The following is a 16,027-nucleotide window of genomic DNA, read 5'->3' as shown; positions in this document are numbered from 1 at the left end:
TAACTTAATTTAGATTGTAATCTTATGTTTGATATTTATCGCCCTTGATAATAATGATAACTATTTGCAATTATATTGCGCAATTTAGTGATCAAATCAGACGGGAGTAAAACATGAGCTCTACCATCGTAGTCACAGGTGCTGCAAGAGGTATCGGAGCTGCTATTGCAAAGCAATTATTGCAACAAGGGTATCAAGTGATCGGTATTGATCAGCAGGAAAACCCAGAACAATGGGAAATCAGCAAAAACCTGACATCAGATGAATGTTTACGTTGGCAAGGCATTTCACAGGACATTACACAGCAACAAGCCACTCAAAAGCTTATTGCCGATCTTTTAGAAAAGCACAACATTACAGGTTTAGTGAACGCCGCAGGTGTCTTGATTATGCGTTCTATGCTTGAAGCAAAAACAGAAGACTGGGAAACACTTTTTGCGGTAAATGTCATGGCTCCTATTGCGATTAGTCAACAACTGGCCAAACATTTTTGCGAGAAAAAACAGGGAAGTATTGTCACGATTAGCTCAAATAGTTCACGTATGCCACGGATACAACTTGGCATGTATGCAACTAGTAAAGCTGCGCTCAGCCACTACTGTCGTAATCTTGCGCTTGAAATCGCACCTCACCAAGTAAGGCTTAATATTGTTTCACCTGGCTCAACTTTAACTCAAATGCAGCAGCAGTTATGGACAGACAATACACCACCACCAGCAATAATTGATGGCGATTTAAGCCAATATCGAACAGGCATTCCTTTAAGAAAATTAGCCCAGCCTGAAGACATTGCAAATACGGTCAGCTTTTTACTTTCTGATCAGGCAGCACAAATTACCATGCAAGAAATTGTGGTTGATGGGGGAGCCACTTTAGGCGTTTAAACACTCATTCATTACAACAAAATAACGGTATAAGGAGTCACGAGATGTCGGCACAGCATCCATATTTTATCCAACGAGAAAATTTTACTGAAAGCCATGTTGCACTTGCTCAAGAGGTTCTAAAGTGCGGACATGATGCGGGTTTTATTTTTACCACACCAGAATACACAATTAATAGTCATGAGAAATTACAAGATATTCAGGTCGCTAAAAATAGCCTTTTAAAAGATTGGCTACAAGAAGCTCGGATTCAACTACAGCAAGCGATTACTGACGGTTATAAAGACGTCAAGATTATGGGCGGACTGCCGTTTTGCTCGGCAGCAGATGTCAATTTAATGCTCATGCAAAATGCGAAAATATGTCAGAAGGTACTCTATGCACAATCTGATATAGATCTTAGTTCTTTAAGATTAAATAAGGCTGATTATTTTCCGTTAGGTGAACATTACCAGCAGCAAGTTGAATATCTAGTTCAGCAAATGCAGGCAAAGAAACTGGATAAAGCCGTTCTAGCCCGCATTTTACAACTTGAATTTGAACAAAATATTCCAGTCTCAGACTTATTTTTTAATTTAGCCAAACATAATCCTGAAGGTTATAACTACGCTGTTGCGAGACATCCTCAAAGTGAAGGTTGGTTTGTTGGTGCAAGTCCAGAACTATTAATTGCAAAGCAAAATACAAAAATCTGGAGTAAACCGGTTGCGGGTACATTGGCTCGTGATGATGATCCGACTATAGACCAAAACAACGACAGAGCATTACTTGCTTCACAAAAAGATCAGCATGAGCATGCGCTCGTAATCGAAATGATTGCCGATGAGCTCACACCTTTTTGCAAACAATTATATGTTCCTAAACAACCTTCTCTTATTCGTACCAAACGTCTTTGGCACTTGGCTTCACATATTACTGGTGAGTTAAAACAAGCCGACACTCACGTTTTCGACTTAATTGAACGCCTTCACCCAACACCCGCAATTTGTGGCGAACCGAGCTCAGTAGCCAAAGATTTAATTCAGCAACTTGAACCATTTAATCGTGAACTCTTTGCAGGAACGATGGGCTGGGCAGATGAACAAGGTAATGGTGAATGGTCGGTGACTGTCCGTTGTGCCCGAATTTATCAGAATATTGCGCGTTTATTTGCTGGTGCAGGCATTGTGGAAGCTTCTCGTCCGCAAGCCGAACATGCTGAAACTGCCGCAAAATTCCGTACAGTGCTGGATGGATTCCACATTTCACCAAACCAATTGCCAATTCAGGGATCAAACATATGACAACACAGGTTTATTTGGATGGTGCCGTGCCATATCCAGAAGAATTTGCTGAGATTTACCGCAAAAAAGGCTACTGGATTGGGCAAAACTTGAGTGATTTCTTGCGCGAAAGTGCTCAAAAGTACCCGGAAAATATTGCAATCTATGATGGTGAAAAAGCCGTTACTTACTCTGAGTTCGATTATTTAGTCGATTGCTGTGCCAGCCATTTATATCAACATGGACTAAGAGCAGGTGACAAGGCAGTTGTACAGATGCCAAATCACTATCAGTTCTATGTTCTATTCTTTTCACTAATTCGACTTGGTGCACTACCTGTGATGTCTTTACCTGCACATCGCTACGCTGAATTAAGTAGTTTTTTCAAACAAACTCAAGCAAAAGCTTATTTCTGTGCTGATTTTGGTGCACAAAAATTTGACTACCGAGAGCTTGCCGAAAAGCTTAAGCCAACAGCTTCTTGCTTACGACATGTATTTGTACTTGGAAATGCAGGTAACTTTGTTGCCATTCAAGACCTATTTAAAGAAACCAATATTTTGGATGAAGCCATCTTGCCGACTACGGCAGATCAAGTTGCTTTTTTACAGCTTTCCGGTGGAAGTACTGGGGTTCCTAAGCTTATTCCACGTACTCATGACGACTACCTCTATAGTGTTCGTGAGAGCGCTAAAATTTGCCATCTGGACCAGTCATCACGCTTACTCATGGTTTTACCTGCGGCCCATAACTTTTCAATGAGCTCAGCTGGTTCTTTAGGTGTTTTTTATGCAGGTGGTGCGGTTGTTTTAGGAACCGATCCAAGTCCTGACACGGCATTTCCATTAATAACAAAACATGGAGTTACCGATGCCTGCCTAGTTCCTGCATTAGTTCGACCTTGGATGGATAAAGCTGCAAAAGATCAAGCCCCAATCTTATCGACATTGCGTTGCTTACAAGTTGGTGGGGCGCGATTACCTGATGCAGTTGCTTCACGTTTAATTGATGAGTTTAAGGTCAATCTGCAACAAGTCTTTGGAATGGCTGAAGGGCTTGTGAACTACACCCGTTTTGATATGACGAAAGACCAAATCATCCATACACAAGGCTTAAAAATTTCTGAAGATGATGAAATTTTAGTGCTAGATGATAACGATCAACCAGTAGAAGCTGGGCAAGTGGGGCATTTGCTTACACGGGGTCCATATACCATTCGCGGTTATTACCAAGCCCCAGAGCACAATGAGCGCTCTTTTACTCCCGACGGTTTTTATCGTACTGGTGATTTAGTCCGTATTCGTGAAGATGGCTGCATCGTTGTCGAAGGCCGTTCTAAAGAACAAATTAATCGTGCTGGTGAAAAAATTGCGACCGAAGAAGTTGAACAAGCTTTATTAACTCATCCGCAAATTCGCCTAGCGGCACTGGTTGCTATGCCAGATGAAATCATGGGTGAAAAAAGCTGTGCCTTTGTTGCGTGGCAATCTCAAAGCGATGATCCAAGTCCAATTCGTCTTGCGATGTCAGTACGCCAACACCTTAAAGACTATGGACTTGCGACCTACAAAATTCCAGATCGCGTGGAATTTATCGAGCAATTTCCATATACAGCCTTTGGAAAAATCGACAAAAAACGATTGCGTCAACAACTTGAAACTATAACCAATGTTCTTGCTTAAAGATAAAAAAGGAAAAATTTGATGAGTATTCCAAAGATTGCCAGTTACAGCATGCCCCAAGCACACGAATTTACGGCGAATAAAACACATTGGCAGTTACATACCAATCGTGCTGTTTTATTAGTACATGATATGCAGCAATATTTTTTAGACTTTTATGATCAGACCCAAGAACCAATTCCAGAATTGATTAAAAATACCAAAGAACTGATTGAAACTGCACGCAAGTTTAATATCCCTGTGGTCTATACAGCCCAGCCTGGTAACCAGACGCCAGAACATCGCCAGTTACTAACTGATTTCTGGGGAACTGGTCTAAAAGACGATCCGGAAATCACTCAAATTTTGCCGGAAATTACGCCTCAAAAAAATGATACTGTTTTAACAAAATGGCGATATAGCGCATTTAAATTTTCTCCACTCGAGCAACTCATGCGTGAGTCAAACCGCGATCAGCTCATCATTTGTGGTGTCTATGCACATATTGGTTGTCTCATGAGTGCAGCAGAAGCTTTTATGCTAAACATTCAACCGTTTTTATGTGGAGATGCACTTGCTGACTTTAGCCGTGAAGAGCACGATATGGCTTTGAAATATGCAAGTACACGTTGTGGGCAAGTCATGACGACTCAACAAGTCACGCGTGCGTGGGAACTTGAACAAGCTGCATCACCGTTAACCCAAGAAGGTATTGTCTTGGCAGTGAGTGAACAGCTACAGATTCCTGTATCAGACATTCGGTTAAATGATGATTTACTCATGCTTGGGCTTGATTCAGTTCGCCTCATGACACTGGTAGGTAAATGGCAAGCTTATGGCGCACAGGTGAGCTTTGAAGATTTAGCCGAACAACCAACTCTAGAAGTGTGGATTGATAAGCTAGTCGCTTAAATTCAAAGAATAAAAAAAATGGCAGATTTAATATCTGCCATTTTTTTATTTTAACTTTTAAAAGGATGTATTGTCCTTTTTAATACGACGGTTAAATTTCAAAGTTCGAGTAAACCTAAGTTTGCTCATTGACCACTGAAAACTTGGCGCACTATGAATCATAACAAAGAAAAACACCGTAAATAGCGGTACAAGTAAGGTACCAAACACAACACTTCCAAATACGCTCATGCCAATTTCATAACGACTAGTAGCGCCTGCACCTGTCGCAAAAATTAAAGGAATAACACCCGCACCAAAAGCAAGAGAGGTCATCAAAATTGGGCGTAAACGCAACTTTAACGCTTCACTTGCTGCGTCGATTTTACTTTTTCCTTGTTTGAGTGCTTGGGTCGCAAACTCCACAATTAGAATTGCATTTTTACAAGACAAGCCAATACCCGTTAATAGGGCAATTTGAAAATAAACATCATTAGGTAAGTTAAAGATCTTGGCAAAAATAATAGTGCCCGTAATTCCTAAAGGTAGACCTAATAAAATAATGAATGGTACTTTCCAACTTTCATATAAGGCTGCCAAACATAAGAAAATAAATAAAATAGAAATAACATATAAAAAGATAGCCTGTCGATTAGACTGCTGCTCTTGTAACGAGAGGCCACTCCAAGCAACGTCTACGCCAAATTGTTTAGCAACCATATCAGTAAGTTCTTGCATGGCTTGTCCTGAACTAAAGCCCGGACTGATATTCGCTTCAAGTTGTATAGCAGCTAATCCCATAAACCGAGTTAAAGCTTCTGGTCCACCAGTCCACTGACTTTGAGCAAAATGGGCGAGGGAAAGCATTCCTCCTGTATTGTTTCGCACATGCCAATAAGCTAAATCTTCGGGTTTAGAGCGAAATTCAGAGTCACCTTGCATAATAATTCTTTTAATTCGACCTCTTTCAACAAAATCACCAACATAGTTTCCACCCCAAGCAGTCGATAGTGTTGAACGTATCGCTTGCTGATCAATTCCTAGCATTTTTGCCTTATTTTGATCGAGTTGAATAAATACTTCGGCTTTATCTTCACTCACAAGGGGACTTAGATTTTCAAAGGCCGAATAATTCTGTGATTCTTTTTCTAAGGCTTTATATTGTTTGGTTAATTCATCGCGTCCTTGACCATTTACATCTCTAAGCCAAAGTTCTAAAGCATCAGACTGTCCTAAACCAGATACACTTGGTGGCATTCCTACCATGACTTTGGCTGGCAAGTTTTTTTGCAAATAAGTTTGAGCACGTTCACGAATAGCACTTGCCGTATTGGCTTCGCCTTTACGCTCATTCCAATGTTTGAGCGAAACGAACGCCATACCTAAATTTGGCCCACTTCCTGAAAAATTTTGTCCATTCACCACAAGTACGGTATTAATATTTTTGGCTTCATGTTCAAAAAAATAATTATTGACGAGCTTTCCAACTTCTTCGGTCTGACTCATCGAAGCACTATTATGCAAACTATATGGAACAGCAAGTAGTCCTTGATCTTCATTGGGAATAAAGCTTGTAGGCAAACCACGGTAAATCATAAATAAAATAACCGCTATGCCCACAACTAATAGACTGGAAAAGACTTTGAACTGAATTAGGCGAATGGATAAAAAACTAAAAGTTGATCTAACTTTTTGAAGAGCAAGCTCGAGTGCTTGTCCCCATTTTGGCTTTTTATTGTGCTTTTTTAATAGAACTGCACACATTGCTGGTGTAATGGTCATGGCTACAAATAGCGATAACAACATAGCTGCCGCTAAGGTAATAGAAAACTGGCGGTAAATCATACCCGTCGAACCACTAAAAAAAGCCATTGGGATAAATACCGCAGTTAATACCAGTGTAATACCAACCAAGGCACCGCTAATCTCTTGCATGGACATTAAACAAGCTTCACGCACGCTAAGCTGTTGTTCATGCATAAGTCGTTCAACATTTTCGACCACGACAATCGTGTCATCCACCAGCAACCCAATGGCTAAAACCAATGCAAATAGGGTAAGGGTGTTAATACTCATTCCAAATAAATACAACACAACAAATGTGCCACTAATTACAATAGGAACCGTAATGGTTGGAATCAGTGTCGCGCGCCAATTTTGTAAAAAGAGATACATCACAATAACAACAAGTACAATTGCTTCAAGCAAAGTGATAATGACTTGCTTAATTGACTCTTCAATAAATGGTGTGTTGTCTCTTGGATAGACAATTTTATATCCGGTTGGTAAATGCTGGCTAAGCTGAGCCATTTTTTCTTTAATAAGAGCAGAAGTCTCAATTGCATTGGCATCAGGGCTTAGAGAAATACCTAGGCCTGCCGATGGATAGCCATTAAGCGTATTAATGCTTTCATAATTTTCTGCACCTAATTCGACTCTCGCGATATCTTTTAAATAAACAAGGCTTCCATCAATATTTGCTTTAACCACTACCGACTTAAAATCATCTATTGTTTTTAAACGTGAACCTGCTTTTACTTTTGCATAAATATTCTGGTCAGAAGCAGAAGGCATTGCACCAATCGAACCAGCAGCAATTTGGGTATTATAATCTTCGAGCGCCTGTTCAATATCACTCGGCACAAGTTGGTAATTTCTAAGCTGATTTGGATTTAACCAAATTCGCATGGCATAACTCGAACCAAAAACATCAACCTCACCAATTCCTTGTAACTGGCTTAAAGGTTGTTCAAAGTGATTCACCATATAATCAGACAACTCAATATTGCTGGCTTTTCCTGTTTCATCATATAGCCCAACAATAAGCAGCATATCACCCGTGGTTTTCCATATATTTACGCCTTGTCTTTGAACTTCCTCAGGCAAACGGTTTAACGCAGCATTAATTCGGTTTTGTACTTGTAACTGTGCTTTATCAATATCTGTTCCAATTTTAAAGTGAATATCAATGCTACTCGTTCCCGATGATTCACTATAGGACGTAAAGTAAAGCAAATTATCCAGACCTTTGATTTGTTGTTCTAAAATTTGGGTCACGCTTTCTTCTACAGTGTCAGCAGCTGCACCACGGTAGTTTGCAACAACAGTGACACTGGGCGGAGCAAGGTTTGGATACCGTTCAATAGGCATTGCTAAAGTGGCAAAAAAACCAAAAATAAGAATAGTGATTGCAATGACAGAAACAAAGATAGGGTGATATATAAAAAATCGAGAGAGCATTGTTATGTCTACTTTAAGCTTGTTTTAAATAGGTTTTTAAGCACACGAATGTGTAATGGTAACGCTTTTTTACAGCACAAACAATAATGATTATCATTATATAACTAATAATTATTTTTATCTTGATCAGTAAAAGTCATGCGTATATGATGCTCGGCACATCATAAATGATAATAATTATCACATGGTAATCATTATCCAAAACAAGGACCGAGAAATGACGTTAACTAAAAAGGCGCTGGTGGTCGCCATCTCAACACTGCTTCCGTTCGCAGTTCAAGCAAATATAGATAGTGAACAGCAGGGCAATACCGAACCAGTTCAAAAACTTAAAACTATTGTGGTTTCAGCAGCATTAAAAGAGCAAGATGTTGATAAAGCACCCGCATCGATTAGTGTGATTACTAGCGAAGAGATTGAGCGTAGTGCAGCACTCAGTCTTGCTGATGTTTTACAAAAACAAGCTGGGGTTTATAACTACAATAGTGGGCAAGATAAGATTGTTATACGAGGAATGCTCAACACATCGGGTAACTACACACTCATCTTACTCAATGGCAAACGCATGTCATCGAACGGAGCAATGTGGCGAGGTAATGACTTTGACTGGAGCGCAATTCCTTTAAATAGTATCGAACGTGTTGAAGTCATTCGTGGGCCAATGTCATCACTTTATGGTGCAGATGCCATGGGTGGTGTAATCAATATCATTACCAAAAAAGCAGAAGATGGGCAGCTTCATGGTTCGATCTTTGGGCAATATAATCGAGCCGACCGTGGAAATGGTAAAGATCAATTCCGTTACGGATTTAATTTATATGGGGGATTAACCGATAATTTAAGTTTTACTTTGGCAGGAGACGCATATAACCGTGATGCATGGTACCGAAATGGTAAGCCAGATCCAGATGGAGCGTACTTTGTAGAAAAAGACACTAAAAATGTAAATGGTACTTTAAGCTGGAATATTAGTGACCAACAAACTTTAGATTTAGATTTGGGTTATAACAACGATAAACGACCCCTTACTCAGGATGCCGCAACTTCCATTCAAGAATCAGAAATGAAACGTACCAATGTGGGGATTGCGCACCGCGGAAAATGGGGATGGGGTAAAACAGAAGCCTATATTGGTAAAGAAACAGCCAAAATTTATGATTACGACAGCGAGTATGACGCACCACAAAGTCGTCAATATAAGCAAGAAAATTTAATTGGTCGTGCTTTCGCTAACTTTGATTGGCTGATGAATAACACCACAGCAGGTTTTGATTATAAAGACCAGAAAATTACCGATGTTGTGAGTTATATCGGCACTGGAAAAAACCAGCAGAAGAGCTACGGTGTATTTGTTCAAAACGATACCCACATTAACGATGCACTGACATTAACTTTAGGTGGTCGTTATGACGATTTTGATGACTTTGATGGCAAATCAACAGGTAAAGCCTATTTAACATATGAGTTAGCAGAAGGTGTCATCCTTAAAGGTGGTGTAGGACAGGCATATAAGGTTCCATCTCCAGCTCAGCTAGATATCAATTATTCAATGATCTCATGTGGTGGTAGTTGCCATATTCGAGGTAACCCTAACTTAGATCCTGAAGAAAGCACCAACTATGAAGCTTCTTTAATTGTGACTCGACCAAATTGGAATGCTGGAGTTACAGTTTTCCAAAATGATGTGAAGAACCTGATTGAAGCGATTACCCTAAGCGATGGAGACCCTCGTTTAGAAGGCGATTTTAGAAAAATTTGGACCAATGTAAGCCGTGCGGAACTCAAAGGGGTTGAACTCACAGGTGGTTATGACTTCACCGATAATTTAGGTGTTAAGGCAAATGCAACTTATTTAGATGCAAAAAACAAAACTACTGGTAAAGATTTAACTGAACGACCAGAGTGGCTCGCTAATGGTTCAATTTCTTGGGCGCCCGTTGAAGATTTTCGTGTAAATGCTGGCGTAAGTTATGTGGGTAAACAAATGTACTCAGCAACTAAAGAGTTACCAGCTTATACAACTTACGATGTTACCTTTACGTCACCACTTTCACCACGTTTAACATTGGATTATGGTGTAAAAAACCTGACTGATGTTGATCTTGAAGATAAAAATAAAACCTTTAATACCAAACTCTATGGACGCAATTACTTTGTAAAAGCGACTTATAGTTTCTAAGGTAAAGCTAAGCTCAAAGCCTATTCATAGGGGAATAGGCTTTGCTTTTTTTAACAAATACCCATAATTTTCAAGCAAGTATAGACAAAATAATTTTAATAAATCTTATACTTCTAAACATTAAGGCTAATTAATCATGACGACAACTTCAAAATCATTATTAAACGGACTACCGATAAAAAAATCGAGAATACATGTTTTTGAAATCTTAAATCAGAATCCACAAGGTTTAAGTGCAGACAATATTTATGCTCAAATTAAAAATGAATATAAAATAACGTTAGGAACGATCTATAGAATTTTATCTGAATTTGAAAATCGTAAACTCATCAAAAGAGTATTCTTAGGTAAAAGCAAAAGTATCTACAAAATTAGAAAAGATAAAATGAGCTGTAATCTGATTTGTCTTAAAACGTCAGAAGCCTCTAACTTTGAGCATGAGAAAGTTAATGAATTACTTCATGAAGTTATGGAGATTATTTTTGCAAATACTGGAGCAGACATTAGCAGTATTGAACTTAATCTATATACGGAATAAAAAGCTTAGATAGAAAAATAAAGGACAGCTTTTGCTGTCCTTTATTCGACGAGTCTTATTATTTAATTAATTTAATTCGAGTTGTAGCAGGAATAATTAATGGAGAGTTCTTTGAGTTTTCCGCAATATAGCTTTCCAGAGCATCAATATCTTGACCACCACCTACACGGTTTTGGCCTTCTTTTAATACCGTAAAGTTATCGCCGCCATCTGCCAAGAAACTATTTACTGTCACGCGATATACTTTACTGTCAACCAACGGTGAACCAGCAACCATGATATTACTTGCTCGCGGTGAAACAGAAGTATTTGCCGCATATTCATAAGTGAATTCTTTAGATGGCTGTAAAATTCTCGCTGAATTTGCATTTGCACCAGACCATTGTTGTTCAAGTACATCTCTAATCTGTTTGCCAGTTAAGCTCAAAGTCACAATAGAGTTGCCAAAAGGTTGCACCGCAAAAACATCGCCAAAGGTAATCTGGTTACTGCTGTTAATCAGTAGGTCGGCACGTACACCACCTGGGTTCATGAGTGTAAAGTCAGAGCCTTGGTTGCTTGCTTTTAAAGCAGCCGCTTGCTGAGCATCGGCAATCATAATACCGAGCGGACTTTCACCACTTTCGATTTGAGTGCGACTTACAACCGCTGTTGCAGTTCCAACCACACGACTTGAAATGGTAGTCACAGCTTGGCGGTACTTATCTAAAATGGCCTCAATACTTGGGGTCTTACTAAATTTTTGATAGAGATCTGTAAGGCTTACAGTAGTTGTACCAGATGTGTAGGCTTCACTTTGTATAGGAACCTGTTTAGCATCCTTTTTAATCACATCACCAGTTTTACCATCAAGCTCAACCTTGATGTCAGTAATAAGCGTGCCATATTGTCCAGCTGAGGTAAGCAAGAACGGTTTTGCCGGATTTTTTGTAGCATAGTCACAAATATAAGATTGATGCGTATGTCCAGATACAACAATATCAACTGCCGGATTTAATTTATCTAAAATACCTACGATCGGACCGCTTAAGCCGTCACATGTTTTTTCATTAAACTTAGTACTTGGTGCAGCACCTTCATGAACTACAACAACAATTGCTTCAATGCCTTGTTTTTGTAACTCAGGAATCAAGGCGTTTACAGTATCGGCTTCATCACGGAATTCCACATCTTTAATACCCGCCGCTGAAACAATACTCGGCGTTGCTTTAAGTGTTAAACCAATAAATGCGACTGGAATTCCGCCGTAAGTTTTGACTTTATAGGCAGGAAAAATCGTTTTGCTTGCATCATTTTTCATTGCTACGTTAGCAGCAAGAAAATTAAATTTTGCACCACTAAAGTTTTTATTAATTTGGCAAGGTGCTGTACTTGTATATTGTTGACATCCACCATTTTGCAAACGGCGTAATTCATCTGTACCACGGTCAAATTCATGATTACCTACAGCATTAAAGTCAATTTGAATATCATTCATTACTTCAATGGTCGGTTCATCTAAAAATAAAGAAGAAGTCAGTGGGGAAGCACTAATTAAGTCGCCAGCAGAAACGACAGCATTATTTGGATTTTCTGCTTTAAGTTTTTTAATTGCGTCGGCAAAGTAACTCACCCCACCCACAGGAATACGCACAGATTGAGCGGAATCATTTGGATTTGGTGCTTCAACATAACGCTTTGGTGGCTCAAGATTTCCATGAAAGTCATTAAAAGCTAAAATATTTACAGTCTGATTGCTTCTTTGAGCAGGTGGGGCCGTATCGTTATCATCATCGTCATTACATCCCGCTAATAACGTTATTGTCAGAGAAAGTGTTGTTACTTTAAATAGTGTTGTTAAATTTTTCATTTTTTTATCATTTGATCAATTATGACGGATAAAAAATACGCTTTTAGTATGAATATTTGATGAAACGTCCAATAAGCAAATATGTTCGAAATATTAAAATTTGGACAAAAAACACAATTATCGAACAATATCTTCGCTAGAGGCTGTCTACAAACCCCAATTTTTTATTTAGAATAAATTTTTAATTGCCTTATCAAATTTAATCAAGTGATTAATTTCATAAGATTAATATTAACCGGAGATAATTTATGCAATGGACTAAACCTGCTTTTACTGATTTACGCATTGGTTTTGAAGTTACAATGTACTTCGAAGCACGTTAATCAGCTTCATCCAAATATGTCATAAGCCCTAGTCTTGTTCTAGGGCTTATCTCTTTCTAATAAGATATTAATTTTATGTATATTTATGTTTTAGGTTCAGCTGCTGGAGGCGGGTTCCCGCAGTGGAATTGTAATTGCCCGAATTGTCATGGTGTTCGTACAGGTACAATCCAAGCCAAACCCCGTACTCAATCATCAATTGCGGTTTCAGAAAACGGCGTAGACTGGATTTTATTAAACGCATCACCTGATATTCGTCAGCAGCTTTTCGAATTTAAAGCAGCTCAACCAGCTCGTAAATTGCGTGATACAGGAATAACGAGCGTTATTTTAATGGACAGCCAGTTAGACCATACGACTGGGCTTTTGACCTTACGTGAAGGTTGCCCGATGAATGTATGGTGTACAGAAATGGTCCACCAAGATTTAACGAGCGGCTTTCCAGTATTTAATATGCTCAAACACTGGAATGGTGGTCTTCAATATCATGAGATTAACCCAAAACAAGCTTTTAAAATTGATGGTTTTGAAAATTTAGAATTTTTACCTTTAATTATTAAAAGTGCTGCGCCACCATATTCACCGCATCGAAATGACCCACATGACGGTGACAACATTGCCTTAATTATCAAAGACCATAAAACACAAAAGAAGTTGTTCTATGCGCCGGGTCTTGGAAAAATTGATGATCAAATCATGGAGATTATGCAGAGTTCAGACTGCGTCATGATTGATGGAACGCTCTGGACAGATGATGAAATGCAACAAACAGGGGTTGGTAAAAAAACTGGTCGTGAAATGGGGCATTTATACATTAGTGGCGAAGGCGGTTCGCTGTCTTATTTGAACCAACTGAGTACGCCTAAAAAAGTACTTATTCATATTAACAATACCAATCCAATTTTAAATGAAAACTCTAGCCAGTTTGCTGAGCTTAAAGCAAATGGTGTAGAAGTTGCCTATGATGGCATGCAGATTAAACTCTAAGGTGAACCATGACTCAAACACCTGAAGCTTTAACGACTGAGCAGTTTAAACAAGCCATTATCGATAAAGGCCAGTATTATCATATCTATCATCCATTTCATGTGATGATGTATGAAGGTCGCGCAACTCAACAACAAATTCAGGCTTGGGTTGCAAACCGCTATTACTATCAAATTAATATTCCGCTCAAAGATGCAGCCATTATGGCAAATTGCCCAGACCAGCGCGTCCGTCAAGAATGGATTCAACGCATGATCGATCAAGATGGTGAATATCCTGATGGCGGTGGCCGAGAAGCATGGTTACGGTTAGCCGAAGCTGTGGGCTTGAGTCGTGAACAAGTGATTTCTGAAGAACTGGTATTACCAGGGGTTCGATTTGCCGTAGATGCCTATGTGAACTTCGCACGCCGTGCTTCATGGCGGGAAGCAGCAAGTAGTTCTTTAACTGAACTTTTTGCCCCAAAAATTCATCAATCACGTCTAGAGTCTTGGCCACAGCACTATCCATGGATTGATGATAAAGGCTATGAGTATTTCCGTTCACGTTTAAGTCAGGCACGCCGTGACGTTGAACATGGCTTAACGATTACGCTTGATTCATTTACGACTCATGAGCAACAAGAACGAATGCTTGAAATATTGCAGTTTAAGCTGGATATTTTATGGAGCATTTTAGATGCTTTAACATTGGCATATGTTCACAATGAAGCACCGTATCACAGTGTGACTAGCAAACGGGTTTGGCACAAAGGACTATTTAAATGAATAAAGAGCAGTTTGATTTAAACCTTGTACCGACATGGCGACAAGGTTACCGTTTCCAGTTCGAGCCAGCTCAAAATGGTTTTGTGATTTTATATCCTGAAGGCATGATCAAGTTAAATGAAAGTGCAGGGGCAATCGGGCAATATATTGATGGGCAGCAAAATGTTTCCGCGATTATTGCGCAGTTAAAGCAAAAATTTGGTGATATTGCTGAGATTGATCAGGATGTAATAGATTACATGCTGGTCGCAAAGCAGCAGCACTGGATTGACTTGGTATGACAGAAGGTGTTGGTCTACCTTTATGGTTATTAGCGGAACTCACTTATCGTTGTCCGCTACAATGCCCATATTGCTCAAACCCATTGGACTACGCCCAGCATAAAAATGAGCTGACCACCCAAGAGTGGTTTGATGTTTTTGATCAGGCGCGTCAGATGGGCGCCGTTCAACTTGGTTTTTCTGGTGGTGAACCACTGGTACGCCAAGATTTAGAAGAGCTGGTTGCACATGCTCACCAACAAGGGTTTTATACCAACCTGATTACCTCGGGCATGGGCCTTACCGAACAACGGATTGCCGATCTAAAACAAGCAGGGTTAGATCACATTCAAGTGAGCTTTCAAGCTAGCGATCCTGTGGTAAATGATGCCTTAGCAGGTTCAAAGCATGCTTTCGAACAAAAGTATGAAATGTGCCGACTGGTTAAAAAATATGATTATCCAATGGTGCTCAATTTTGTAATCCATCGGCATAACATTGACCAGATTGAACAAATTATTGAACTTTGCCTAGAGCTCAATGCAGACACAGTCGAGTTAGCAATTTGTCAGTTTTACGGTTGGGCTTTTTTAAACCGCCAAGGTTTGCTACCAACACAAGAACAACTGATACGTGCGGAACGGATTACCAATGAATATCGAGAAAAATTAAAAGCGCAAAATCATCCGTGCAAACTCATTTTTGTAGTGCCTGATTATTATGAAGAACGCCCAAAAGCCTGTATGAATGGTTGGGGGAAAATCTTCTTTACAGTTGCTCCAGATGGTATGGCGCTGCCTTGCCATGCAGCACGACAATTACCAATTTCGTTTCCAAACATCCGTGAACATAAATTGTCAGATATCTGGTACAAATCAACTGGATTTAATCATTTCCGTGGCCATGCATGGATGCCAGAGGGCTGCCGCAGTTGCCCTGATAAAGATCGTGACTTTGGCGGATGTCGCTGTCAGGCCTATATGTTGACCGGCGATGCTGCTAATGCTGATCCTGTATGTGGGAAATCACCGTATCATCAACTTATTGAACAAGCACGTACAGAAAGTCATGTAGCAGCTCCACTACAACAACTCGTGTTTCGGAACAGTAGAAATTCTAAATCTTTAAGTGCTACACAAAATATTCCAGTCCACACGATTACAGATAAATAGCAGCAGCGGGAATT

At 39.6% G+C, this 16,027-nt stretch carries 13 protein-coding genes and 1 pseudogene; 12 read left to right on the top strand and 2 right to left on the bottom strand.

Going from position 1 to position 16,027, the window contains the following annotated elements:
• The first annotated feature begins 113 nt into the window (after positions 1 to 113).
• The 5 genes and pseudogenes from RMB13_RS16775 (at position 114) to RMB13_RS16755 (ending at position 4,719) form a co-directional block, all read left to right on the top strand.
• A complete protein-coding gene (locus RMB13_RS16775; protein ID WP_311085844.1) occupies positions 114 to 884 on the top strand; it encodes an SDR family oxidoreductase in 771 nt (256 codons plus the stop codon).
• 44 nt (positions 885 to 928) lie between these two features.
• Positions 929 to 2,167, top strand: a complete 1,239-nt coding sequence (locus RMB13_RS16770) for an isochorismate synthase (RefSeq protein ID WP_311085843.1) — start codon at positions 929 to 931, stop codon at positions 2,165 to 2,167.
• Positions 2,164 to 3,828, top strand: coding sequence for an AMP-binding protein (locus tag RMB13_RS16765; RefSeq protein WP_311085842.1), 1,665 nt, complete (start codon positions 2,164 to 2,166; stop codon positions 3,826 to 3,828). Before RMB13_RS16770 ends, RMB13_RS16765 begins: the two co-directional genes overlap by 4 nt.
• 21 nt (positions 3,829 to 3,849) lie before the next feature.
• Positions 3,850 to 4,500: pseudogene (locus RMB13_RS16760) on the top strand (isochorismatase family protein); the annotation flags it as partial.
• A gap of 30 nt (positions 4,501 to 4,530) precedes the next feature.
• Positions 4,531 to 4,719 carry a phosphopantetheine-binding protein gene (locus RMB13_RS16755; RefSeq protein ID WP_409070794.1) on the top strand — a complete coding sequence of 63 codons (189 nt, stop codon included), beginning with the start codon at positions 4,531 to 4,533 and terminating at the stop codon, positions 4,717 to 4,719.
• Positions 4,720 to 4,776: 57 nt separating this feature from the next.
• Here the strand turns inward: RMB13_RS16755 and RMB13_RS16750 are convergent, their stop codons facing one another.
• Positions 4,777 to 7,938 (bottom strand): multidrug efflux RND transporter permease subunit, encoded by a 3,162-nt coding sequence (locus RMB13_RS16750; RefSeq protein WP_311085841.1) that lies wholly within the window; start codon positions 7,936 to 7,938, stop codon positions 4,777 to 4,779.
• A 217-nt stretch (positions 7,939 to 8,155) separates the two neighbouring features.
• Between RMB13_RS16750 and RMB13_RS16745 the strand changes: the two genes are divergently transcribed.
• A complete protein-coding gene (locus RMB13_RS16745) occupies positions 8,156 to 10,117 on the top strand; it encodes a TonB-dependent receptor domain-containing protein (RefSeq protein WP_311076902.1) in 1,962 nt (653 codons plus the stop codon).
• A gap of 136 nt (positions 10,118 to 10,253) precedes the next feature.
• Positions 10,254 to 10,655: a transcriptional repressor gene (locus tag RMB13_RS16740; RefSeq protein ID WP_004642804.1), complete on the top strand. Its 402-nt coding sequence runs from the start codon at positions 10,254 to 10,256 to the stop codon at positions 10,653 to 10,655.
• Positions 10,656 to 10,713: 58 nt separating this feature from the next.
• Here RMB13_RS16740 and RMB13_RS16735 read toward each other — a convergent pair whose 3' ends face one another.
• Positions 10,714 to 12,504 (bottom strand): bifunctional metallophosphatase/5'-nucleotidase, encoded by a 1,791-nt coding sequence (locus RMB13_RS16735; RefSeq protein ID WP_311085840.1) that lies wholly within the window; start codon positions 12,502 to 12,504, stop codon positions 10,714 to 10,716.
• 248 nt (positions 12,505 to 12,752) lie between these two features.
• Here RMB13_RS16735 and pqqA point away from each other — a divergent pair, with 248 nt between their 5' ends.
• The 5 genes from pqqA (at position 12,753) to pqqE (ending at position 16,013) form a co-directional block, all read left to right on the top strand.
• Positions 12,753 to 12,827 carry a pyrroloquinoline quinone precursor peptide PqqA gene (gene pqqA / locus RMB13_RS16730; protein ID WP_001982218.1) on the top strand — a complete coding sequence of 25 codons (75 nt, stop codon included), beginning with the start codon at positions 12,753 to 12,755 and terminating at the stop codon, positions 12,825 to 12,827.
• A gap of 75 nt (positions 12,828 to 12,902) precedes the next feature.
• Complete coding sequence (pqqB, locus tag RMB13_RS16725; protein WP_311085839.1) at positions 12,903 to 13,814, top strand: pyrroloquinoline quinone biosynthesis protein PqqB; 912 nt, start codon at positions 12,903 to 12,905, stop codon at positions 13,812 to 13,814.
• A gap of 8 nt (positions 13,815 to 13,822) precedes the next feature.
• A complete protein-coding gene (gene pqqC / locus RMB13_RS16720; RefSeq protein ID WP_003651747.1) occupies positions 13,823 to 14,581 on the top strand; it encodes a pyrroloquinoline-quinone synthase PqqC in 759 nt (252 codons plus the stop codon).
• Complete coding sequence (gene pqqD, locus RMB13_RS16715) at positions 14,578 to 14,862, top strand: pyrroloquinoline quinone biosynthesis peptide chaperone PqqD (protein WP_003651748.1); 285 nt, start codon at positions 14,578 to 14,580, stop codon at positions 14,860 to 14,862. The genes pqqC and pqqD overlap by 4 nt, the downstream gene beginning before the upstream one ends.
• Entirely contained in the window at positions 14,859 to 16,013 is a 1,155-nt protein-coding gene (pqqE, locus tag RMB13_RS16710) for a pyrroloquinoline quinone biosynthesis protein PqqE (RefSeq protein ID WP_311085838.1), read from the top strand. The genes pqqD and pqqE overlap by 4 nt, the downstream gene beginning before the upstream one ends.
• Positions 16,014 to 16,027: the final 14 nt, after the last annotated feature.

It is taken from the genome of Acinetobacter sp. V102_4 (genome assembly GCF_031799005.1).
GTDB lineage: Bacteria > Pseudomonadota > Gammaproteobacteria > Pseudomonadales > Moraxellaceae > Acinetobacter > Acinetobacter calcoaceticus.
This window is presented reverse-complemented; position numbering and strand designations above follow the sequence as displayed.

Excerpts from the sequence above, each read along its gene's own strand:
- RMB13_RS16775 (WP_311085844.1), top strand. The coding sequence starts at position 114 with ATGAGCTCTACCATCGTAGTCACAGGTGCTGCAAGAGGTATCGGAGCT.
- RMB13_RS16770 (WP_311085843.1), top strand. The coding sequence starts at position 929 with ATGTCGGCACAGCATCCATATTTTATCCAACGAGAAAATTTTACTGAA.
- RMB13_RS16765 (WP_311085842.1), top strand. The coding sequence starts at position 2,164 with ATGACAACACAGGTTTATTTGGATGGTGCCGTGCCATATCCAGAAGAA.
- RMB13_RS16750 (WP_311085841.1), bottom strand. The coding sequence starts at position 7,938 with ATGCTCTCTCGATTTTTTATATATCACCCTATCTTTGTTTCTGTCATT.
- RMB13_RS16745 (WP_311076902.1), top strand. The coding sequence starts at position 8,156 with ATGACGTTAACTAAAAAGGCGCTGGTGGTCGCCATCTCAACACTGCTT.
- RMB13_RS16740 (WP_004642804.1), top strand. The coding sequence starts at position 10,254 with ATGACGACAACTTCAAAATCATTATTAAACGGACTACCGATAAAAAAA.
- RMB13_RS16735 (WP_311085840.1), bottom strand. The coding sequence starts at position 12,504 with ATGAAAAATTTAACAACACTATTTAAAGTAACAACACTTTCTCTGACA.
- pqqB (WP_311085839.1), top strand. The coding sequence starts at position 12,903 with ATGTATATTTATGTTTTAGGTTCAGCTGCTGGAGGCGGGTTCCCGCAG.
- pqqC (WP_003651747.1), top strand. The coding sequence starts at position 13,823 with ATGACTCAAACACCTGAAGCTTTAACGACTGAGCAGTTTAAACAAGCC.
- pqqD (WP_003651748.1), top strand. The coding sequence starts at position 14,578 with ATGAATAAAGAGCAGTTTGATTTAAACCTTGTACCGACATGGCGACAA.
- pqqE (WP_311085838.1), top strand. The coding sequence starts at position 14,859 with ATGACAGAAGGTGTTGGTCTACCTTTATGGTTATTAGCGGAACTCACT.